At 54.3% G+C, this 22,261-nt stretch carries 20 protein-coding genes and 1 riboswitch; of the genes, 5 read left to right on the top strand and 15 right to left on the bottom strand.

What is annotated here, in order from left to right; translation table 11 throughout:
• Positions 1-80: 80 nt before the first annotated feature.
• The gene (locus FCL42_RS19855; protein ID WP_136865173.1) at positions 81-749 is read right to left on the bottom strand and encodes an SDR family oxidoreductase; all 669 of its coding nucleotides are present in this window, start codon (positions 747-749) and stop codon (positions 81-83) included.
• Positions 750-858: 109 nt separating this feature from the next.
• On the opposite strand from FCL42_RS19855, the gene FCL42_RS19860 reads away from it, so the two are divergent.
• The 3 genes from FCL42_RS19860 (at position 859) to FCL42_RS19870 (ending at position 4,019) form a co-directional block, all read left to right on the top strand.
• Positions 859-1,788 (top strand): LysR family transcriptional regulator, encoded by a 930-nt coding sequence (locus tag FCL42_RS19860; protein WP_136865174.1) that lies wholly within the window; start codon positions 859-861, stop codon positions 1,786-1,788.
• Positions 1,789-1,851: 63 nt separating this feature from the next.
• Positions 1,852-2,190: a hypothetical protein gene (locus FCL42_RS19865; protein WP_136865175.1), complete on the top strand. Its 339-nt coding sequence runs from the start codon at positions 1,852-1,854 to the stop codon at positions 2,188-2,190.
• 317 nt (positions 2,191-2,507) lie between these two features.
• Positions 2,508-4,019, top strand: a complete 1,512-nt coding sequence (locus FCL42_RS19870) for a phospholipase D family protein (RefSeq protein ID WP_136865176.1) — start codon at positions 2,508-2,510, stop codon at positions 4,017-4,019.
• 48 nt (positions 4,020-4,067) lie between these two features.
• Here the strand turns inward: FCL42_RS19870 and FCL42_RS19875 are convergent, their stop codons facing one another.
• From FCL42_RS19875 to FCL42_RS19940, 14 genes are all read right to left on the bottom strand, one after another.
• On the bottom strand, positions 4,068-6,173 hold the full coding sequence (locus tag FCL42_RS19875) for an alkaline phosphatase family protein (RefSeq protein ID WP_136865177.1): 2,106 nt from the start codon (positions 6,171-6,173) through the stop codon (positions 4,068-4,070).
• A 472-nt stretch (positions 6,174-6,645) separates the two neighbouring features.
• Positions 6,646-8,574 carry a TonB-dependent receptor plug domain-containing protein gene (locus FCL42_RS19880; RefSeq protein WP_136865178.1) on the bottom strand — a complete coding sequence of 643 codons (1,929 nt, stop codon included), beginning with the start codon at positions 8,572-8,574 and terminating at the stop codon, positions 6,646-6,648.
• Complete coding sequence (locus FCL42_RS19885; RefSeq protein ID WP_136865179.1) at positions 8,571-9,494, bottom strand: ABC transporter substrate-binding protein; 924 nt, start codon at positions 9,492-9,494, stop codon at positions 8,571-8,573. The genes FCL42_RS19880 and FCL42_RS19885 overlap by 4 nt, the downstream gene beginning before the upstream one ends.
• Positions 9,481-10,140: a hypothetical protein gene (locus FCL42_RS19890; protein WP_136865180.1), complete on the bottom strand. Its 660-nt coding sequence runs from the start codon at positions 10,138-10,140 to the stop codon at positions 9,481-9,483. The genes FCL42_RS19885 and FCL42_RS19890 overlap by 14 nt, the downstream gene beginning before the upstream one ends.
• A gap of 78 nt (positions 10,141-10,218) precedes the next feature.
• Positions 10,219-11,562, bottom strand: a complete 1,344-nt coding sequence (gene cobA, locus FCL42_RS19895) for a uroporphyrinogen-III C-methyltransferase (RefSeq protein WP_136865181.1) — start codon at positions 11,560-11,562, stop codon at positions 10,219-10,221.
• The gene (cobM, locus tag FCL42_RS19900) at positions 11,555-12,343 is read right to left on the bottom strand and encodes a precorrin-4 C(11)-methyltransferase (RefSeq protein ID WP_136865182.1); all 789 of its coding nucleotides are present in this window, start codon (positions 12,341-12,343) and stop codon (positions 11,555-11,557) included. The genes cobA and cobM overlap by 8 nt, the downstream gene beginning before the upstream one ends.
• A gap of 1 nt (position 12,344) precedes the next feature.
• Positions 12,345-13,163, bottom strand: coding sequence for a precorrin-3B C(17)-methyltransferase (gene cobJ, locus FCL42_RS19905; protein ID WP_136865183.1), 819 nt, complete (start codon positions 13,161-13,163; stop codon positions 12,345-12,347).
• Positions 13,160-13,987 carry a sirohydrochlorin cobaltochelatase gene (locus FCL42_RS19910; RefSeq protein WP_136865184.1) on the bottom strand — a complete coding sequence of 276 codons (828 nt, stop codon included), beginning with the start codon at positions 13,985-13,987 and terminating at the stop codon, positions 13,160-13,162. The genes cobJ and FCL42_RS19910 overlap by 4 nt, the downstream gene beginning before the upstream one ends.
• Entirely contained in the window at positions 13,984-14,496 is a 513-nt protein-coding gene (locus FCL42_RS19915) for an NAD(P)-dependent oxidoreductase (protein ID WP_136865185.1), read from the bottom strand. Before FCL42_RS19915 ends, FCL42_RS19910 begins: the two co-directional genes overlap by 4 nt.
• Positions 14,487-15,989: a cobalamin biosynthesis protein gene (locus FCL42_RS19920; RefSeq protein ID WP_136865186.1), complete on the bottom strand. Its 1,503-nt coding sequence runs from the start codon at positions 15,987-15,989 to the stop codon at positions 14,487-14,489. Before FCL42_RS19920 ends, FCL42_RS19915 begins: the two co-directional genes overlap by 10 nt.
• The gene (cobI, locus tag FCL42_RS19925; protein ID WP_136865187.1) at positions 15,989-16,759 is read right to left on the bottom strand and encodes a precorrin-2 C(20)-methyltransferase; all 771 of its coding nucleotides are present in this window, start codon (positions 16,757-16,759) and stop codon (positions 15,989-15,991) included. The genes FCL42_RS19920 and cobI overlap by 1 nt, the downstream gene beginning before the upstream one ends.
• Positions 16,753-18,009, bottom strand: coding sequence for a precorrin-6y C5,15-methyltransferase (decarboxylating) subunit CbiE (gene cbiE, locus FCL42_RS19930; protein WP_136865188.1), 1,257 nt, complete (start codon positions 18,007-18,009; stop codon positions 16,753-16,755). Before cbiE ends, cobI begins: the two co-directional genes overlap by 7 nt.
• Positions 18,006-18,659: a precorrin-8X methylmutase gene (locus tag FCL42_RS19935; RefSeq protein WP_136865189.1), complete on the bottom strand. Its 654-nt coding sequence runs from the start codon at positions 18,657-18,659 to the stop codon at positions 18,006-18,008. Before FCL42_RS19935 ends, cbiE begins: the two co-directional genes overlap by 4 nt.
• The gene (locus tag FCL42_RS19940) at positions 18,656-19,753 is read right to left on the bottom strand and encodes a cobalt-precorrin-5B (C(1))-methyltransferase (RefSeq protein ID WP_205729308.1); all 1,098 of its coding nucleotides are present in this window, start codon (positions 19,751-19,753) and stop codon (positions 18,656-18,658) included. Before FCL42_RS19940 ends, FCL42_RS19935 begins: the two co-directional genes overlap by 4 nt.
• Positions 19,754-19,910: 157 nt before the next feature.
• Positions 19,911-20,085: riboswitch (cobalamin riboswitch) on the bottom strand.
• A gap of 244 nt (positions 20,086-20,329) precedes the next feature.
• Between FCL42_RS19940 and cbiB the strand changes: the two genes are divergently transcribed.
• Together cbiB and cobD are read left to right on the top strand one after the other, a co-directional pair.
• Positions 20,330-21,250 (top strand): adenosylcobinamide-phosphate synthase CbiB, encoded by a 921-nt coding sequence (cbiB, locus tag FCL42_RS19945; RefSeq protein ID WP_136865191.1) that lies wholly within the window; start codon positions 20,330-20,332, stop codon positions 21,248-21,250.
• Entirely contained in the window at positions 21,247-22,242 is a 996-nt protein-coding gene (gene cobD, locus FCL42_RS19950) for a threonine-phosphate decarboxylase CobD (RefSeq protein ID WP_136865192.1), read from the top strand. The genes cbiB and cobD overlap by 4 nt, the downstream gene beginning before the upstream one ends.
• Positions 22,243-22,261 lie beyond the last annotated feature (19 nt).

The raw sequence follows: 22,261 nt of genomic DNA on the forward strand, positions 1-22,261 counted from the left end.
TGGAGTTCTCTTTCACAATTTGGGAGGTCATCAAAAGCCGGTATCGGCCTTTATGGAAAATCAAAACCGCAGATTTGGCGTCAACCAAGCAGCGCGCCGCCATCCACATCGATGACTGAACCGGTCATATAAGGATTTTGAATTGCCAATCGATATGCCATGGCCACGTCCGCGGGTTCCCCCACTTTGGCCACCGGCAGACGTTCTTTGGCTTGCTCGAACAGGGCGCCACGCTGGGTTTCACTCAAACCTAGATACGCCTCGGTGTCTGTCAGTCCGGGACTGACGACATTGACCCGAATCGGTGCCAACTCCTTGGCCAGTACCTTTACAACCGCTTCCAGCGCCGCATTGATGGCGGTTTTAACGTATGTATTGGCCACCACTTTTCGAGCTAACATGCCGGAGGTCAGCGTAATCGAGCCGCCTTGTTTCAGATAACGGGCGGCGTGTTTTGCTACAACAATGGAGCCCCAAAACTTGGTCTCAAACGCCCCTTTGGCCTCAAGGGTGTCCACGTCCAACACTCGACCCGATGGAGCCGAGGAGCCGGCGGTGACGATCACATGGTCGATGGGGCCAAGGCGTTCAAAATAGTGATACACAGATTGCTCATCGCTGATGTCCAATCCAGTTTGCCGACTGGCAATGTGTACCTCGCTATTTTCATCTCTAAGTTGATTCGCCAGTTCGGCGCCGATGCCTGAGGTTCCCCCCACGATCAGGTATTGGGTTTTGGTGCGACTCATGGCCGTTTTCTCCGCTGAAATCTCAATATGGCCAGTATATTTATTAGATTTATTTTGATAATTGAGTAATTATTGAATTAATTATTCGAGTGAGGTGAATAGTGAGACGATGGATAAGTTTGCGGATATGACGCTGTTCGCCAGCATTGTTAAGAATCAGGGGTTGGCGGCCGCTGGGCGTGAGCTAGGGCTGTCTCCGGCAACGGTGACCGCACGGCTTCAGGCGCTGGAGGAGCGCTACGGCGTCAAGCTGCTGAACCGCAGTACCCGCCACCTGTCGCTCACCGACTCCGGAGCCCTGTATCATCAGGCGTGCTTGGAGATTATCGACAGCGTAAAGGCGGCAGAGAATCTGCTGCAAACCGGCGTCAAAGAGGTGCGAGGGGTGCTCAAAATCTCTGCGCCCCGAGACATCGGTAAGCAGTATATCTCCCCCATGATCTCTGAATTTTGCCGCCGCTATCCGGACGTTACTCCCTATCTGTATCTGAACGACAACCTCTCTAATCTGGCGGAGTCCGGCCTCGACGTGGTGATTCGCTATGGGGATCTGGCCGACAGTAATCTAGTCTCCCGAAAGCTGGCCTCAAGCCGCCGGGTACTGTGCGCCTCTCCGGACTATCTGGCCAAAAATGGCACCCCATTAGTGCCTCAGGAACTGTCGAACCACGACTGTTTGGCGATGGTTCGTAGTAATCAGGAGCTAAAAACCTGGCACTTTCAAGATGACAATCAGCACAACACCATTACCGTGGTGCCATCAAGATTCTCTGATGATGGCGAGGTGATTCGCCAGTGGGCATTGGAGGGGGCTGGCATCGCCCTCAAATCGATTCTCGATGTTCAGCACGACATCAACCAACAACGTTTGGTCACGGTGTTAAATGGCTACATGAAAAACTTCACCGCTTCCGCCAGCGCCGATCTCAATGCCATCTACCTCAGTCGGCGCCACCAACCCAAGCGGTTGCGGCTCTTTATCGACTTTATTATTGAGCGATTTCAGCAATTGGGTGCTGCTGACCCCGAGCATACCTAAGCCTGCTCGGTCACAGATTTTACTCGCCACTTCGGTATCATTAGAGAAAATTTACAACGCCAAATGACTATGAATCACCTGTTTACCTACGTTCGCGCCATCAACGACGATGCCACCCCCCTTATCGAATCCAGAGTCGTCATTGAGCAGGAGCAACTGGAAGAGGATGGCACCCTCACCGACTATGGCGAATACCGCTACGCCTTCAACAACGGCGTGGTGATAAAACAGACCTTAGAGACAGAGCAAGGCGATGACGCTAACGAGATGACCTGCCCGGAGTGCTGGATAAGTTATGAGGTGCTGTCTCAGCCTCAAGGCATCGAGGTGTCCCCTAAGCAAAAACACTTCATCAACCGCTGCCAGCAATCGTTTTGGCTTAAGATAAGCCAAGCGCAATAACCGCAGGGCAAGCTGGCGGTAGATCCAGCTTGCGAGCTCCATTAAGGCGAGCGTTTATCTGGCTATGCGGCCCATTGAGCAATCCACTTTTTGCTTGTTATACCTTTCTGATTAAGTAAGTGATCTATCTAGTGCGCCGAATAAATCGTTTCAATCAAGACGCGAGACGCCGATGCTAGTGGCTCTAACAACAAGTCTCGCAACAAAGAGTGAAACGATTTAGGCAAGCAATAATGACCAGATATTTATTCAGGATGGTATTAGTCAGGCTAACTCATTGCTAGGCTTAGGATTCATTCCAAACTAGGGTCTGCATCATGCTCAAACTTCGGCTGCTTCTACTCAGCCTTCTCCTCGGAGGCTGTGCCACGTCACTCCCTCAGGTGACCCAGCAAGCCAGTTACCGACTGCCCGCGCCGAGTCACAGTCCCCTGCACCAAGCCTTCGCTCCCTTGGTGGACGAGCAGTCTGGCCTTAGCGGCGTCTACCCCATCTCCGATGGCCGAGAAGCGCTGCTCATCCGCTTGCTGGCCGCCAACCAAGCGGTAAGTAGCATCGACCTTCAAACCTACATCTATCGGGGCGACGATACAGGACGGGCACTGCTTTGGAGCTTATGGCAGGCGGCGGAGCGCGGCGTTCGTGTCCGGCTGCTGCTGGATGACATGCAAAGTGGCAAGGACGATGGCCTGTCAATGCTCAATCAACACCCCAACATTCAGGTGCGCCTGTTCAACCCATTTACCCACCGACAATGGCGCTCGCTGGAGATGCTGACCAGCTTCGACCGCACCAACCGCCGCATGCACAACAAATCCATGGTGGTGGACGCCACCCTCGCCGTTACCGGTGGTCGCAACATTGGCGATGAGTATTTTGCCGCCAATCAGCAGGTCAGTTTCGGCGACTTCGACGTGATGCTGCTGGGGCCGGCGGTCATCGAAACCGCCTCTCAATTCGACCGTTACTGGAACAGTGACTATGCCATCGGCGTGGAGCACCTCATTAGTCAAAAGGAGGCCATCTCCACCTCGAAAGTCACCCGTGAGTTTGCCGACATCATTAAGCAAGATCAGCTCAAGCAGCAGGCCTACATCGGCTCCCTACGGGATACGCCCTTGGTGAAGCATCTGAGCGAAGAGACGCTGCCTCTCTACTGGGGAGAGATCCATGTAGCGGCGGATGCCCCCGAGAAAGCGGCGGTTCAGAGCGACACCCCGACGCTGATGGTGGATGCCCTGAGCCACTACTTCGAAGACACCAAGCACGACCTGCTGTTGGTTTCGCCTTACTTTGTCCCCGGTGACGAGGGCGTTAACGGATTGGCTGAACTGGTTAAGCAAGGCGTTAGGGTGCAAGTGCTCACCAACTCCCTCGCGGCCACCGACGTCGTTGCGGTGCATTCAGGTTACGAGGGCTATCGTCAACCGATGCTGGAAGCAGGCATAGAACTGTGGGAAACCAAACGCTTACCGGGCCTTGAGCCCGGCGCGTGGAACGCCTCGTCTCAGGCCAGCTTGCACGCCAAAACCATGGTGTTTGATGGCAAGGTGGTGTTTGTAGGCTCATTTAACCTTGATCCCCGCTCTGCCCATATCAACACCGAAATGGGTGTGTTTATCCACTCTGATGCACTGGCGACGGCCGTTCAAGCGGGGCTCGAGGGCACTTTGGAGCAGATTGCGTACAAGCTGTCACTGGAGCAAGGTCACCTCAGATGGCATGATCTGGAAACCGGTACGGTGCTCGACAGTGAGCCAGATGCCGGATTCTGGCGCCGATTCGGAGCCTGGTTTTTGCAGTGGCTGCCGATTGAAGATCAGCTCTAAGAAATAATAAAGCGCTGCCAAGCAGCGCTTATCGACTTTCCCCTAGGACTAACTCACCGGTTCAATGGTCCAAAAGTCGCCGCCTTTCTTAGTGGTGATCCACTTTCCTTGCAGCAAGCGATCATCCTGACTCAAGCGCTGATCCGCGAAAGACTGATTCACCAAATACACCTTGTCACCAAACTTGAGGCCCGCGCCAGTGGCGTCCAGCTTCTCGAGTCGCCAGCGCTGCTTATCCGCATGTTCACCGCGCAGATAGAGGTTGTAATAGTAACAGTCGTGGGAGTCTTTCCAGGCACCTAGGTAATTAAAAGACTCCAAAGCAAGCTCGTCGGAAGCGATGCGCAGCACATCTCCGGAGTTTACCTGAGTCGGGTCGGCAACACTGGCGCTTTGGAAGAACAGGTTAGCGGGTTGAGCACCTGAAAGCGTTGGGAAATTCTGCTTTAAGCCCAGATCAAAGGCGATGCTCTCTAAGTCATCGGGAATCACGTCAAAGCCGATAATGGGCGCCTTCACAAACTCAGTCAGATACTCGCCATTTTGATTTTTCAGACGGAAACGGTCGCCGTATAACACCGGTTCGCCGAGGCTGCGCTGCAGATTCATAAAACCGATGTCGCCCGCATCGGTACGGGGCGTTTGCCGTGTTAGCACGTGGGAGAAGGTCGGGGCATGCTGCGCCCGAACGCCAAACTCGGACGCTTTATCCCCAAGCTGACACCAGTCCAGCACCGTGGTAATCACCGAAGCATGATCAAAGGGCATCGGCTTCTCAGATCGGAATACGGTGCCCTTTTCAATCAGAGGCGACACCAGAATCGCCGGCACTCGGCCACCGTAGCGATCAAACTTAAAGCCCTGCTCTAACTCAAACTCTGGAGTGGCATCGCCCCAAGGTGGCTTGGCCGCAGGCGGCGTAACGTGATCAAATGATCCCACTGGCTCATCGAAGGTAATAATAAACAGGGTTTTCTCCCAAGCCGCTTTATTGGCGGTCAGGCTCTCATAGATCCCTTTTAGGTAGTTCTCCGCCTCATTGAGGTTACCAGGTGGATGGTAATCGTTGCCCATGGTGGTCACCAAGCGCTCAAAACCGCGGTCCACCGTGGTGGAGGCGATGGTCCAGCGTGGCTCAATGTAACTAAACTTAGGAAGCTTGCCAGCTCGGGCGAGTTTGTGGAACTCCTCAATTCGGTCAAAGTGATTATCAAGGTCATCAACCTTATTATGAAGCTCCTCATACAATCGGTAACTGTAGACTGAGCTCAAATCGCCCGATGAAATTTCATCGATGTAATTGGCGTAGGGAGCAAGGTCTTTGGCAATCTTATCAATAAACTCAACGGTTTTATGAAGGGCGGGAATGGTGTTGGCCAGGGTTTCCAAGTAACTCAGGGCATCACCGGATTTGTGGAGAAGGTTGGAGATCTTCTCTGGAATCATGCTGGTTTCCCAAAACACCTTCCACTCTTTATGGCCGTTTTCATCCAGCACATTAAAGATGGTTTTGCCAGGGAAACGGTCATCACCAATCCCCATCCCCAATACCTCACCCAACTGTTTGGCGATGGGATTTTTTTCCAGAAAACCGTTGTCCACCAAGCCGTGGGAGTTGCCGATTAAGGCGAACGCTCGGTTGGTATTGGTTTGCGAAGGCACCGATGAGTACCAGTCATCACACACCGCATAGTGCTTGGCAAGCTGGTTTAAGACCGGCAACTGTTGCGGGGTAAAGCTCTGCATCACCATGTCGACCATCTCTTTGGCCGTGGCGTCGTCGTTTTTGGCCTTTTTCAGCATCAGCGCATAGTCGTTCATGTAGCCCTGCATATTGGCTGAGCTTGGTGCACCCGCCTGCGGCTGATTAAACAACTGCGTGGTAACGTGGCTAAGCTCCTCGCCTGGATGACTGTCTGGCACACTGGCGCCAATGGTACCGCGAATGGGCTTTGAAGAAACATCGAGGGCGTCGGCGTGATTAACAAACTCCATCAGATTCACGCCATAAAGGCCTCGAAATTCATCCCCTTTGGCCGCAGCAGGAATATTGTGCTGGGGACGATCCGCTTCATACAGCCAGCCCAACATCGAATCGAAGGAACGATTCTCCAACATCAGGTGGACCACGTGTTCAATTTTATCAAGAGACATGTCGCATTCCTTTATTATTCCATTAATTACAAGGCCTGATTCTCACCAACATCAATTAAATCAACCACAACAAATGGCGTAAAAATTCGGCGTTTTTATGGTTTTTAATGCACGTTGAGGTTAACTGAGTCCGTTCGGCCAAAGATGACTTAAAACGCCTTGAACTCTAGGGTTTAGGATAGAATCCACCATCTAGCAAGGATGATAATTAATCATGGAAAACAGTGGTTTAAAAATCTGGGATCGACAGATTCACATCACCAAGGCGGCGCCAGCGCTAAGCCGTTAATATTAAACGCAACCTCAGTTTATTTATTGGGTTTACGAAAATTATTTATACAGAAAGCAATTGGCCTCAGAGGAAATATCCTACACGCATAACAGAAAATAGCTCAGGATGAATTTAATAAAAATAAAGGCCAAATCAACGTGATTTGGCCTTTGTTATTTCAAGCTTTACTCGTCACTTAATTTAAAAATCAAAAATATAGCTAATTTGCAGGTTACGAGGGGAGCCTAGCGTATCGATGGTGTCGCGATAATCCACTGGCGCATCGCTGCCCGGACGGAAAATACCGGTCACCGCATCGGTATCAAACGCGTTTTCTAGCTTCAGATTAATTCGATGATTTTCCTGTGGGCCGAAGCGATAACTGGCCCCTAGATCCACCAAAGTGTACTCGCCGTAATCTTTATCGTATGCGGTCATGCTGCCCACATAGCTGGATTGCAGCCACAGCTCCCACGGCCGATTATTTGGTTGATAATCAACGCGAATGTTAGCGGAGACATCGGGCACATTCAGCAGCGCTTCATCGCCATTTTCATTTTCAATGTCACTGTACGTGGTGGCCACATCCACCGACACACTGTCGGTCAGCATCCAGAACAGATGCAGATCGACGCCAAGGGTCACCACCTCTTTATCAAGGTTTACGTACTGATCTTTGCCATCCTTAGTGCCAACCCCAATGATGTCACTGATCTCACGCCAGAACAGGTTAACCTGCCACTGAACGTCACTGCGGCTGTAATCCAACCCAGTGTTAATGTTGATGCCGGTCTCAGGGGTCAGATCTCGATTGCCATAGATGCCATCGTCGGCACTGGCATAAAGCTGTTCAGCACTGGGCAAGCCAAAACTGGTTCCCGCAGCGCCATTAATGCCCCAAGTATCGTTCACCATATGACGGGCGCTAAACTCCAATGCCGAGCCACTCTCGCCATCTTTTACTTGGGTGTAACGGCCACCCAGCGACAGCTTGGTATCTGGCAAAGCCGCTAACTGTGGCTGATATTGGGCAAACACGTCGTTAACTTGTTCGGTATTCGACTCAAATTTCATCACCGCATCTTCGCCATAATAGCGCTGATGCTCAATACCATAATTAAAGTGGTGCATTCCCAGTTGAGAGTGCATGGTCACCTTGGCGCCGTAATCTTCGAACCACCAAGGATCGTTGTCGTTTTTAACTTTGATGGAGCCATCTTCATATTGATAGACCCGAAAGTAGTCGGTATCCCAGTTGTGGTAGTAGCCTTTAAATTCAATCTGGTGTTCAGCGCTGATCTCATGCTCTAACTGCAAGGTAACCAGAATCTGGTCTCGACGGTTCTGAGTTTCCACATTGTAGTAAGGGCGCAGATAATCCAGATCAGCCACATTGTATTGGGCCATCAACTGGGCACGGGTCTTGTCCCACTCCTGTGCCACTTTCACCCCTAAATTCTGAACGTCATAGCCACGCTCACGATCGGTGGCAGTCCAGTGGATATCCTCATCGTCCCATGGCTGATACCCATCAGAGAGGTCGCTGGCACCAAATACCGTGATCTCAGTGTCTCCAATCAGCGCGGAGTGGTAACCACTTAGCTGGGTGCTGCCTAGGGTATCGATGCCTGCGCTGATTTGACCAGCATCTGCGCCTTTGTAGCTTCGAGTGACAATGTTCACCACCCCAGCCAGCGCCGTGGTGCCAAACATCACCGACTGACCGGCTTTTAGCACCTCAATGCGTTCGATCATGGCGGTGCTGATGGTGTCCAGATACCCCCCATTAAACAAACGGTTGTTGATACGAATGCCATCAATCAGCCAGAGGATGTCTTGTTTACGAGATCCCTGCAGTGAGTAATTGGCGTAATCATAACGACCGTTTTTGGGGATCACCGTCAAACCGGGGATATTCTGCTGCAAGATGCCATTCAAATCCGACGTCCCCGCGCGCTCAATGGCTTCACGACCAATGGTCACCAGCTCTACCCCAACTTGCTCCTGCTCAAACGCCAAGGCTTGTTCGCGCACGCCAACAATGTTGATGGTTTCGATCTGCTCATCCGCGATTGATGTAAAGGCTCCCATGGCCAAGGTTACGCCTAAGGCCAGTTGACTCGGTTTCATTGTTGTTCCTTATTTTGAAATTCAACCAATGCTTGATTGAGGCGCTGCACTCCTTGAGTTAAGCGAGGCGACACCATGGTTTCGGTAAAGGGGATGGCGACAAAACGCCGGTTAACCACCGCATCAATGCCTTTCAATGCCGGGTGGGTGGTGAGAAGTTCGATGGCTTTATCTGGTGTACTCTCCTGAGAGACGGCAATGGTGATCACCTCAGGGTTCTCCTCCATCACCCGCTCCCAACTGAGGTTGACCCAGCGCTGGTGCAGATTTGCTGTGATGTTCTGCCCGCCCGCCAGACGGATCAGCAGATCGGCGCCACTCCAACCACCAGCGGAGCGGGCTATGGCATCGGCCATGTCGATGTGCAGCACCCGATAAGGTTTCACCTTGCGAAGCTGAGCCAACTGCTGCATTCGCTCAGCTTTGAGGCGCTGCAATTGGGATTGTCGTGCAAACAGCTCAGCCACCTCGGTGATCTCGGTCCAGATGTCCTCCAGTTGCAATCGCCCTTTCACCGGGTTGCAGTAGGACGCGCCAATCAAGGTGCCAATGCCCCATTGATGCCACTGACTTTGCTCACCCAGTGCCGCCGCAGAAAATGCCGACGGGAATCCGGCATAGATAAAATCTGGCTGCGCCAACACCACCTGCTCTTTACTAGGCCAGCGGGTGGCCAATTCAGGAATGCCGGCTAACTTTGGCAATAAACTGGGTTCATAACTGTCGTCCGGATAGGCGGTGCCAATTAAATGATCTTCAAGATCCAGAAGCAGCATATTCTCGGTCGCAAATTGATTTAGCGAAATGACTTTTTCTGGAGTTGAATTGGATACTGGATAATAACATTGTGAATAAACGTAAGGTGCCGGCCCTAACGATAATGCCACCAACATTAGTGATATAAATTTACTTTGTCTCATTAATAAAGAACCGCTCCAATTTTTTATCACTCCAACCAAACAGGTGTTTTGCACTCACCGCTTGACCATCCTGTTTTATCAATTGCCCAGTCCCTAGAACGGAACAATCGCTCTGACAGTCACTGCTAACCACTTTTACACCGTGGGACTTGGCAATGGTGGACACCCGCCGCAACTGCTGGCGATAGTCGTGGCCACAGCTGCAAGGCTGGCGGGAGCACAGCATCAACTTAGGCACAGGCTTTGAGGGCTGAAGAGGCCAAAGAACCTCAATCAAAGACAATGCGTGACTTCCTTGACCGAGACGTTGCACCGACCAAACGCGCTCTAAATCAGCGGTAATAAACACCGCCATCAACGCCACCTCGTAATCACTAAAATATTCATAAACAGAAGGCGAAGGCAGATATTTCTGCATTCGTTGACGCCACTTAGATAAGATACATAGAAGTTGTATGTTTTTATTTTTAGCCCAATAGATAACTGGGTCACACAATAATTCATCTCGAATAACTAGAAATGAAATACCTATTTCAGAATTTAACGAAACCTCATTTAGAGTGTCTAAATTCAAACTTTCTTTTGAATCGACAATGATGTAATTAGCAACTACAGGTTCGTCCTCGAGCGCGCCAGATATCGACACCCTTCTCTCCTATCTATCAATTTCTAATTGCTATTGCGGTTCACTGCTCCCTCAATGCCCCGCAATCAATGCCCCATCTTACGCGACGCTCTGCAGTCCTTTTTCGGCACACTCGTCATGATTGGCCATCGATTCAGCCACGAATCCAAGTTCTTGGGCCAGCTCCAGTACTTCCGTGCATTGGCTCATGACCACCGCTTTAGTGGCCAGCAATTGATTGGAGATCAGAAAGATCAAACTGTGGCAATCGTCGACCAGTACCCGCGATGCCGGTTTGATGGCACTGTTAACCGGATCATAATCGTAATTTATCGCCACCCCCTTAGTGTGCTGCTGTATCACCATCGCGCCCTCCTGAGCAGCGGACTCAACAAACACTCCCTGTTCCGCCAGCAAAGTGACCCCATCGCCCTCCGCTGTTAACGCCCAAGGCAGATCCCTGAGATCCAATCTACGATGACGGCAGGCCGCCAACAGCGCCTCGGCACTGGTACGATCCATAAGGTGCAGCGCAAACTGACTCATTAGCTGTTGCCACAGCCCATCTTCAATATCCAGAGTCACATGACGGGTCACCGGCTCGATGACGATGGCCCCCGCAAGTTTGAGAGGCTCAATCAATTGACGGTGCTCAGTACAGGCGAGAATCTGCACCCCAGACAGCGGCAATTTAGAACGCCAATCCAGCTTGTCCGCCAAAGTCACCACATCGCCAATCACCACCAACATGGGATCGCCATTATCAAACTCCGCAATCTCCTGACCCGCTTTGGCTAAGGTGGAGTGCATCACGCGGTGTCGGGTGCTGGTTGCCGCCGCAATCACCGCCAGTGGTGTATCGGCAGGCTTGCCCTGACTGATCAGCTCCTGGGCATGCAGCGCGATCTTTTTCGCCCCCATGTACAGCACCAAGGTACCCGAACCCTGCCCGAGCGCCGCCCAGTTGGAGATGGTCGTCGAGGCTTTATGGCCACTGGCAAACGTCACGTCCGATGCCATGCCGTTGCTGGTCAGTGGAAAACCGGTGTAGGCCGCCGCGCCCAGCGACGCACTGATGCCAGGGATCACCTGATAATCGATGCCATGGTATTGCAAGCACAGGCACTCTTCGGTGCCCCGTCCAAAGATGAAGGGGTCGCCCGCCTTAAGACGCAGCACCTCATGACCCGCCAGCGCCTGCGCCACCACGTCCGGATGCATGCCATACTCGATGCTGGTGCCACAATAACCACGATAACCCACCGGAATCAGGGTTTTGCCCTGAGGAATTTGCGCCAAAATGGCGTCACTCACCAGCAGGTCATAACAGATCACATCGCAGTGATGCATCAGCTCCAGCGCCCGTTGAGTCAGCAGCCCGGGGTCCCCCGGTCCCGCCCCTACCAAAAATACTCGGCCTGGGGCCATCGCTTGGTCACTCATGGCCAGCTCCACAGCGGCTGGCCGCAACTCTTGCCTTACGGAATCCATGAGTAAACTCGGCGGCATAAAGGCGGGAATCGCGAAAATCGGTCTGACCCAACACCTTAGAGACAATGATCATCGCCGTGGCCTTGATGCCCGCTTCTTCCACCTGCTCCACAATGGTGTCTAGGGTACCGCGCAAAATGCGCTGCTCTGGGTGAGAGGCTTTCTCCACCACCGCAATTGGCCAGTCTCCCGGGTACACCTCTTTTAGCTCGCGAGCGACTTTGCGAATCAAACTGGCGGACAAAAACAGACACAGGGTGGCTTCGTGTTCGGCTAAGGATTTCAGGTTCTCCTTTTCCGGCACCGGCGTCCGGCCACTGGCGCGGCTTAAGATGATGGTCTGACACTCCTCTGGCAGAGTCAGCTCCTGCCCCAGCGCCGCAGCCGACGCTTGGAATGAGCTCACTCCAGGTACCACCTTCCAATCAATGCCTTCCTCGTCCAATCGGCGGGTGGTTTCCGCCAGCGAGCTGTAGATCGACAGATCACCGGTCTGCACTCGAGCCACGTCTTTACCTTCGCCATGGGCATCGCGACACACCGCCACAATCTGATCCAGATCCATGTCTTCCGACGACAGCACCAAGGCGTCTTCACGGGCTCGAGCAACCACCTCTTTCGGTACCAATGAACCGGTGTAGAGCACCACAGGGCACTGCTCAACCAAACGAGCCCCCTTCACAGTAATTAGATCTGGGTCACCTGGGCCTGCGCCAATAAAGAATACGGTCATGTTATTTTTCCTCAGTTTGTAGGGTACGGCCCCGGCGTTGGCCATCTTTTACCTGGCCACTGTCTAGGTGGTATTTGTTGTCATAGCCTCGAGGGGTGATGATCAGCTCCCCGAAACGATAGCTTTGGCTGTTGCCCACGATCACCGCCGCCGTCATGGCAAATTCGCACTGGGTGAATTCGGCTAAGGTGCTCAGCTCAATGCGCTGCTCCGGTCGGTAAGCGTTATCAATGATGGCCACCGGAGTGTCGGCACTGCGGTGCTCAAGCAAGATGCGCTGGGCGATCTCAATCTGATCCACTCGGCGCTTTGAGCGAGGGTTGTAAAAGGTGATGGCAAAATCTGCCATCGCCGCTGCCTCAATTCGTTTCTCAATCAAGGCCCACGGCGTCAGCAGATCCGACAACGAGATGGTGCAGCTGTCGTGCCCCAATGGCGTGCCGACCAAAGAAGCGCAGGAGTTGGCGGCGGTAATGCCAGGCACCATGGTGACCGGAAAGTCTTGGTTGCCGCGCCAGCCCTTGTCACTGAGCACCTCATAAACAATGGAGCCCATGGCGTAGATGCCGGCATCGCCAGAGGAGATCACCGCCACCTTCTTGCCCGTTTGCGCCTGTTCCACCGCCAACCGAGCCCGGTCGACCTCTCGCGTCATGCCGCTGGCTTTGGTTTCCTGTGTGGTCAGCAGTGATGCCACCATATCCAGATAGGGCTTATAGCCCAGCACCAGATCCGCCCCTTCAATGGCAGTTTTGGCCATGGGAGAAACCAGCTCGATGCTGCCGGGGCCAATGCCCACAATCGAAAGTGAACCGCTCACGCTAACGCTCCTAACTTGCTAAATTCGGTATCAATATGTCGCCACAGCACCGCCACTAATTCCGGCAGATCCAGCAGGCAAAATGGCCGCTCTTCGCCGTCATCCTGATCAAACTTGGCAACCTGAGCAGGGGCGATGGGCTCAAGATCCTGTTTGATGCTCTGGACGTCGTTAACAAAGTGATTGCCCGCCACCAACAGCATCGGAATCAAACGCACCCGATGGTCACCGCGCGCGGTCAGCTCGGTGGCCAACTTTTCTTTCACCAATGGGAATGGGCTGGCTCCCTCTAAGGAGCAGCAATGGTTACTGTCGCTCAGTTGACCTAATAGCTGCTGGCTATACCAGATGGCGCTATAACCTGGGTTGGCCAGATCCGGCGCCCCATGATGAATAAACAGGTTTTGAACTCCGGGTTCATTGAAGCGCTGGTTTAGCGCCGTCAAAATGGCGTTCGCGGAATGAACCGGTTGCAGCAGCGCCGGAGTGGCCACAATGCGGCTAAGGCTAAACTGGGAAAAACCAGACACCACCTGAGTCAACTGGTGGTGCTCTTCGGTTGGGTAGAGGTAGACCGAAGCCACCACAATCTGACGATGCCCAGCGCGGTCCAGCGCTGCCAACTGTTCAGGCAAGGTGCAAAGAGCAAACTCTTGATTGCGTTTAAGCACCATGCGGGAGCTTATCGCTAAGCGAACCTCATACTCGGGATAACGCTGCTGCGCCTGCTCAAGCAGTTGTTGGTAGCGATGCTGTGCCACCACGGAGCCAAAGCAGCATAAGATCAGCGCTCGGCCTTGGTTGTAATGTCGATGTCGTTTCATAGTGGGTTTTCTTGTTGTTGAATCTTAGCCAGATGGGCCGCGAGGGAGTTGGTCAGCTCTCTGGTGACAGCTGGCGTATCGCCACTGCCACTTAGCGCCAATTGGTACTCCCCAACCTGACGGACACAGGGGTTAACCACGTTGCCGAGCTCTGGGCGGCAGCTGACGCACAGCAGCCGCTCTTTCGCCATCAATTGATTGCAAAGCTGTTTAAGGTGTTGCTGCTTGTCCTCATCGTGGGGCCATGGCAGCGCCAGATAGATGAGATCGAAGGGCTCGAAGTCCGGCCATTGCCACTGATAGAGATCCCCTTGAACTTGCCAGCACGGCAGTGCGCTGCACTCAGAATTGAAGCGTTCGGACAGCAAGGTCACCAACTGCTTCTGCTTAAGCGCGCTCGAGGCTTTTAGATAGCCTGCACGGCCGCCTCCCACCACCAGCACATTGAGGCTACGGGTGATGGTCAAAGACAGCTTGGGTCGCTCCGTTAGGGGGTGATCTATGCACATGGCGCTTCCTCATCGAACTGATGCGCTGGCCAAAGGGCGGTAATAGACTGCTGCTGTGCCAAGGCGGCAAATGCTTGTCGCCACTGGTCGAAATTCAGTTGCTCCAGATGCTGCATCACCAGGCCATGATTGGGGTCGCTCTGATTGCTCTTGCAATACAGGGTGGCCCGTAGCCCTTTTCGACAGCCTCCAATGCAGTAACTTCGGGTAATCTTAAGCCTCAGATCCGCTCCGCCTTCGCCCATGCCCGCCAACTCGGTGGCCGCTAGGCGGCGCAGTTTCGACGCGAGCGGTTTTACCTCATCGCCGCAGCGATGCCCTCCACATAAGATCAGGTGGTAATCGAAAGGCTTCATGGCTTTGCCGCCTTTGTGGGCAGGCTCTGCGGTAGGACTTAGGGCGTCCCCTTGATGCAGGCAGGCAGCCAAGGTGACGTTGAACCCCTGGGCTTTAAATTTAAACTTAGGTGCCAGTAATCTGGGGCTTTGTGAGGCGTACAGGGACGCCGCTTCCGCTACCGAACTTACGCCAACGCAGCGCTTAACGGTGGCTGAGGGGTTTTCTATGCCCTCGACCCCATCGAGTCGCTCTGCGTCAAAACAATCAAAAGGCAGCTTGAGCCGATTGGCAGTGCCTATCAAGCCAGTTTCATCCGCTTTAAGGCTGATGCTATTAAGACTTCGAAGTGACAGTGGCGACAAGTCATGCTGTTGCAAAAACGCCTCAAGCGCCTGTTCTACCACATTGGCGGGTGTACCGCGGTCGCAGCCGACACCGAGATCAAGCACTTTCGGGCGCCAGATAGCCGTGGGCCCTTGGAACGCAGGTAGGCTCTGACGATGGCTAATGGCAATTCTCGCTTGGGCCGAGGGGCTCGGCTCAGTCTCTAAGTTGGTATTCCAATGCCAGTGACTTGGCCAAGGACGTTGATGGGGCCACCATTTGCGATGACCGCTGTGAACCAAAAATTCCAGCGCTTGACCGTTTACCACCGCCGCACTCACCTGAGTCAAGTCAGGCTCACAAGCTGGGTCAAGACGCCAGCCGTAGGCGGCGCCCAGTAGATCCACGGCCAACGTCTGGCTGGCATCACTGGCGGTGGTCAGCACCGCCTGAGCGCCCAGCAGCTCAGCAACTCGCAGAGCCATGGCATTGGCGCCGCCACGATGACCGCTTAGCACTGGCACCACAAATTGCCCCTGCTCATCGATGCAGATCACCGCAGGGTCTTGACGTTTATCTTTTAAAAGCGGCGCCATCAACCGAGTCACGATGCCCACGGAGCAAAAGCAGATGTGGCAATCAAACCACGCAAACTGCTCCGCCAATACCGCCTTAAAGCTCATGGATTCTGAGCCTTTGGCATCGGAATCCTTAGCGCCGTGCAGAGCAAAGCACTGGCCTTGTCCCAAACGCTGCTGGAGGGAGGCCATCAGTTGCTTGCCATTGGCAGTAATGGCGTACAAGGCGATGTTGCTCGCGCCCCCAGTCATTAGGCGGCCTTACCGTGACGCAGGCGACCTTTGCGGCCACGAATGGACAACTGAACCATGGCAAAGTAACGATGCTCCTTGGGCACCTGACGCAGATCCTCATACACCTCCTGATTGTCACCGGAAGCGTGTGAGACGTAGCGGGCGCACTCCAGCAGCCCCATGGGCTCTAGCTGTTCAATCAGCGCCTCCACCATGCGGCCGGCCTTGATGAGAATGATGGTGTCAAACTCCTCTACGAGGCGGGGTAGCATCTCAATGCCATAGGTCGCCGGTACCACGCAGAAGCGTTCTTGGCCATCGGCCAACGGCACCTGTGTCGCCGCCGGCACCGCCGTAATGGAGCTCACTCCAGGAACAATCTCTACCTCAAGTTCAGGCAACAGCTGCTCAAGTTCCTCCTGCAGGTAGGCCCACGTTGAGAACACCGACGGGTCACCTTCGGTGATAAACACCACATCCAGCCCCTGACGCAGACGCTCGGCGATCTGCAGCGCCGCCCGTTGCCACGCGGGCACCGTTACGTCGATGTCTCGGCTCATGGGGAAGTGTAAAAACAGCTTCTGGCCCTCAATCTGCTCCTCAGGTACCGCGCCTGTGGCGATGGCCCAGGCAAATGAGTCCTTTAGTCCCTGAGTTTTTTCAGGCACGGCGATTACATCTGCGGTGCGCAGCAAATTGGCGGCGCGCAAGGTCATCAGATCGCTGGCTCCAGGGCCAACGCCCACCGCGTAAAGTTTGCCAGTTGAATAGGATTGGGTAGTCAACATGCTGATTCCGCCTTGTCGAAAATAAACAGATGGATAGGGTTATCCCCTTGATATCCGGTGTAGCTGCCGATGCGTCGCTCACTGGCGGCGCTCAGCAGAAGAATGCGTGGAGTAAGGTTGAGCTGTTGGCTTAACTGATGCAGCTCAGCCAGGGTGTCTAGGGTCACGGCGCTCACCACTAGGCGGCCGCCCTCATTGAGGCGCTGCCACATCAGGGGCAATAACTCAGGCATCTGGCCGCGACTGCCACCGCAGAAGATGGCGTCGGGGTTGGCAAGTTGCTCTAGCCCCTCCGGCGCCTTGGCTTGGATGAGCCTGAGGTTATCCACCTTATGAGCGATGGCATTGGCCTCAATCATTGGCCAGCATTCAGGATTGCACTCAATGGCATAGCTCTGACCTTTAAAAGCTTGCTTCGCCGCTTCAATGCCCACGGATCCCGAACCGGCCCCGACGTCCCAGACCACGGAGGTTGGCGTCAGGCCAAGGTTGGCCGTTGCCAACGCCCGCACTGGCGCTTTGGTAATCAAGCCTTTTTTAGGACTGCGCTTAGCGTACGCCTCGTCTGGCTGGTGGCCCTTACACCCCTGCCAAGGCCGCTGGGTTTGCCGCACGCCAATGAGCAGGTTCATGGGGTTGATGTCATCAAGGTTGGTCTCAGCCAGTTGCTCTGGCGTCCAATGCGTCACTCGCTCCTCGGAGCTGCCTAGGGCCTCACACAGGCATAACTGCCACCCTAGTTCCCCATACCGAACCAGTTTTTGGGCAACGGCCACTGGGTTATCGGTGCGATCGGTCAACAGCGCGAACTGAACACAATCTTGAATTCGCGCAATCAGCCCTGGCAGACGGGCTTTATTGACCTGCCCATGCAGGGACAACATCGCCATCTCCTGATGAGGTAACCCAAGGCGAGCACAGGCTTGCTGCACACAACTTAGGTGGGGGATGACCTCCAATTGATGAGGGTAAGACAATTGGGCCAAAGTCTGGCCGAGACCAAAAAACAGCGGATCACCACTGGTTAAGATGGTGATGTCATGGTCGGCGTACTGAGCCAGTAGCTCAGCAATAAACTCGTTGATGGGAAACTGATAGGGAATGCGAATGCCATCAAACTGCGGAAAGAACGCCAGCTGCGATTCCGAGCCCACCAGCACTTCGGACTGCACCACCGAGTTGATGGCCCGGCTGGTTAGGCTAACGCAACCGTCAGCAGCCATGCCCACTAAGAATAATTGCCCACTCATTTGGCGGCCTCAACCATCAGTGCATGCAGCGCCGCCACCACCAAAGGGCTGCCGCCTTTACGGCCATCGCAGGCGATGTAGGGCAGTTGGGTAGCCATGAGATCCCGCTTGGACTCATCGGCTTTCACAAACCCCACCGGCAACCCAATGATGAGTGCGGGGTTTATCTTTCCCTGCTGGCACAGCGACATGGCTTCATACAGCGCCGTAGGGGCATTGCCAATGGCGATGATGCCGCCATCAAGCCACCCCAAGCGGGCAGCATATTGCATGGCGACCTTAGCTCGGGTGGAGCCCTGTTCAGTGGCTTCGGCAATCACCTCCGGGTCGCTGATCAGGCAGTGCGCCTCAACGCCGAACGGCTGCATTCGCCTTGGGGCTAAGCCAGTAACAATCATATTGACGTCGCTGATGATCTTGGCGCCGTTTCGAATCGCCTCGATGCCCCGCTCTACCGCACCATCGCTGAAGTGAAACAGCTTGGCGAACTCAAAATCGCCACTGGTATGAATGGCGCGGCGAACCACCGCCCACTGCTCAGGGGAGAATGAATGTCCCCCGTGGTCCCGCTCAATCTCGTGATCAATGATGGCAAATGAGTCCTGCTCAATCTGTCGGCCTTGAGCGGTGATCTGTTGCATCTGGCTCATTTCAATTCTCCAACTGCGGCAAACGCGAGGGGCGCGCCGTCAAAATCCAGCAGCTCCACCTCAATGGCGAGCTTGTGGTGGGCATAACGATAGCAGTGCGCCGCAGCAAGCTGGCACAGTGCATTAAGAAATTGGGGCTTTAGGGTGCTTGGAATTAGCTCCAACAGATGTCGGCCAGTGTTGGCCTCCCGCACCTGCTGGCATAGGTCAGCGTCGCCGCCGCATTCGGCGAGCGTGTCGGCCATCAACGCAAAGTTAATGGCGCGGCCACTCACGTGGGTCATGGTGGTGCCGCCGGCCAATTTGCACAGCTTGCCAATCATGGTGACTAAGGTAAGACGTTCCATGCCAAAGCGAGCACCGGCACGCAAACCAACGCCGGAGAAATCCCCCGCTTGAATGAAGGCTGACTCGCTCATGTTGGGGCGAGCTAACATGGCGGCACGCTCGGTACGGCTGCCGGTCGTCAACACTGCGTGGTTAAGACCCTGTGCCCGCGCCACCTCAATACCTTGACGCACTGAAGCCGCATAGGCGGATGTTGAATAGGGGTGAACCGTACCTCGAGTGCCCAAAATGGATAGGCCACCGATCAACCCCAAGCGGCGGCCGATGGTCTGCTCGGCCAACTTTTCACCGTCGGTGATCCATACGGTCACTTTCACGCCGCTACCGGGGGGCAGCAATGGCAGCAGGTGCTGCTTAATCATCTTACGGGGCACCGGATTGATGGCAGGCTCCCCCACCGCCAGCTCTAGGCCGGGTTTGGTCACGGTTGCCACTCCGGAGCCAGCGAAAAAGCGAATGCCTGGCGTTTTGGTCAGCTCGACATCGACACCAATTTCGGCTCCGTGGGTGCAATCAGGGTCGTCGCCAGCGTCTTTGATCACCGATGCCTGCCCTGGACGACAGCGATGCAGATCAAATTGCGCCTGCTCACCAATGGGCAGGTCAATGAGACTTTGTGTCTGCGCCTGTCCAGTCAGCAGCGCTTTAAGCGCCGCCAACGCCGCAGCAGTTGCGCAAGCACCCGTGGTATAACCTCGACGCATCTCGCCTTTGTGGCGGCTGCGCTTAATGCTGGTTACGCTCACCGGCATAACCTAGACATGTTTGAAACAGATGAAACACCCGTCATCCTGATACTCCCAATATGGTTTGGGCAGATGGCGAGGCAATTTTTGAATGGAGTGGTGCGCCATAAAATGAGAACAACGCACTTAGCCAGTCATCGAGTAAGCCCGCTCGATCTGCATACTTCGACCTATGGCGGGTATCCTGGCTTGCGACTCAAACGTCAATCCGGCCTTCCCAGCATGTCGCCAGTGGCATGAAAGATTCACTCGTCGCTTACAGTTGCGGGTACAGCTCGGACATCACATCCGATTCCCCTTTAAGCTTGCGCTCCATAAGACAGTTAACACTCTATGACACTCGGGAGGCTTAACCTATGTGAAAAGTGACAGGTTTTTGTTTCCTATAGCAAAATCGTGAGAGTGAACCCATTTCAGCCCAAAAACGGGAGCGAGTTAAAAACTCCGGTTCAGCAGCTAAAAAACTGTGACAAATCCCAGTGACAGTATCGGCCAGATCACCGAACAATAACCTCCATTTGCGATGCGGCTGACAAACAGGCACCATCTCTTCAATTCAGGCAACGACAGATCACTATGGCCTTCGAACTGCTTCACTTAACCCTCGCCATCACCTTGGCTTTGATTCTCGACAAGCTGTTTGGCGAACTCCCCAGATTTCACCCTCTGGTGGCTTATGGCCGCTTCGCTCGAGCCATTGAAAAGCGCCTATGGAATACCACCAAACGCCGCGGCAAGGTGGCCGTCATACTGGCGCTGATTCCGGCGCTGATGTTCCTGCTACTGCCAGAAGTATGGTGGCTTCAAGGATTGGTGCTGTATCTGGTTATCGGAGGTCGCAGTCTTGGGGAGCACGGCCGCATGGTGTCAAGCGCCCTGCGCCAGAACGATCTGAATGAGGCCCGCGCGAAAGTTGGCTGGATCGTCAGCCGAGAAACTCATCAGATGGATGAGAAACAGGTCGTCAGCGCCACCATGGAATCGATGTTGGAAAATGGCAACGATGCGGTATTCGGCGCCCTATTCTGGTTTATCGTTGGCGGAGCCCCAGCCGCCGTGCTCTATCGAATGAGCAACACCTTAGATGCCATGTGGGGCTACAAAAATCCCAGATTCCTTAATTTTGGCTGGGCCGCGGCCAAACTAGACGATCTGCTCAACTACCTCCCCGCTCGCCTGTGCGCCCTAACCTACTGCGTTTTAGGCAGTGCCAAAACTGGATGGCGCTGCTGGCAACAACAAGCCAACGCCTGTGACAGCCCGAATGGCGGGCCAGTGATGACCGCCGGTGCCGGCGCTTTGATGATCACCATTGGCGGAGATGCCGTCTATCATGGCCAACTGAAACAAAAGGCACTGATGGGCGACGGCCCCTACGCTTCGGCGAATGACATCGACCGTGCCATCGCTCTGGTCGAACGCGGTCAATGGCTGTGGCTTGCCCTCATTACCATCACGACCTTACTGGTTTTTACTCCTGAGATAATCCAGCTATGAGCCTACTTCATCATGGTGGCCGGTTGCGCCAAGCAGCCATTGAACACCGCATTCCCTTGTCTGACTGGCTGGATCTCTCCACCGGCGTAGCCCCTTGGACCTACCCGATTCCGGCCATTGAGCTCAGCCACTGGAATCGCCTACCAGAAACCGACGACGGTTTAGAGTTAGCCGCCGCCAAATACTACGGCAGTGAGGTGATGCCTCTGGCGGTTGCTGGCTCCCAAGCGGCCATTCAGCAGCTTCCAAAACACCTCGACGGCAAACGGGTCGCCCTACCTCGCGTGGGTTATAAGGAACATCAAAAGGCGTGGCAACAAGCCAACTGGGAGATAGAGCTTTATGATCTTGAACCTAGCCAAACGCTGCTTGATAGCGTGGATGCTTTGGTGGTGATAAATCCCAATAACCCAATGGCGCACCGAATCAACCCCTCGAATTTGATCCAGTGGCACCAGCAACTGAACGCCAAAGGAGGCACCCTTGTGGTGGATGAAGCCTTTATGGATCTGTGGCCATCGGACTCCATTGTCCACCAAACGGGAACATCTGGGCTGGTGGTACTGCGCTCCATTGGCAAATTCTTCGGTTTGGCCGGTGCCCGAGTAGGCTTTGTGTTTGGCTGGCCTAAGTTACTGGAACAGCTGAGCGCAACCCTTGGCCCGTGGTGCGTCACCGGCCCCGCCCGCCAAGTGGCCAAAACCGCCCTGCTGGACGACCACTGGCAGCAGCAGCAGCATCAACGCATCGATGCCATGGCCAACCAATTGGCAGCGGCCCTGTGCTCACTTCCAGGCACTCACCATCAATGTGGCCTGTTTATCACCGTCATTCACCCGGATGCCCCCCATTGGCACCGTCAATGCGCTCGCCAGGGCGTCTACCTGCGACTCACCGATGAACGCCATGGGCTGCGCTTTGGGCTCCCCAAAGACACACAACAGTTGCAGCGACTGACAAAGGTGCTACAAGGCTTAGTTCCCTCCCGCTAGGGAAACGGCTAAGATCGGT

Origin of the sequence: Ferrimonas aestuarii, from assembly GCF_005116665.1 — a bacterium.
GTDB lineage: Bacteria > Pseudomonadota > Gammaproteobacteria > Enterobacterales > Shewanellaceae > Ferrimonas > Ferrimonas aestuarii.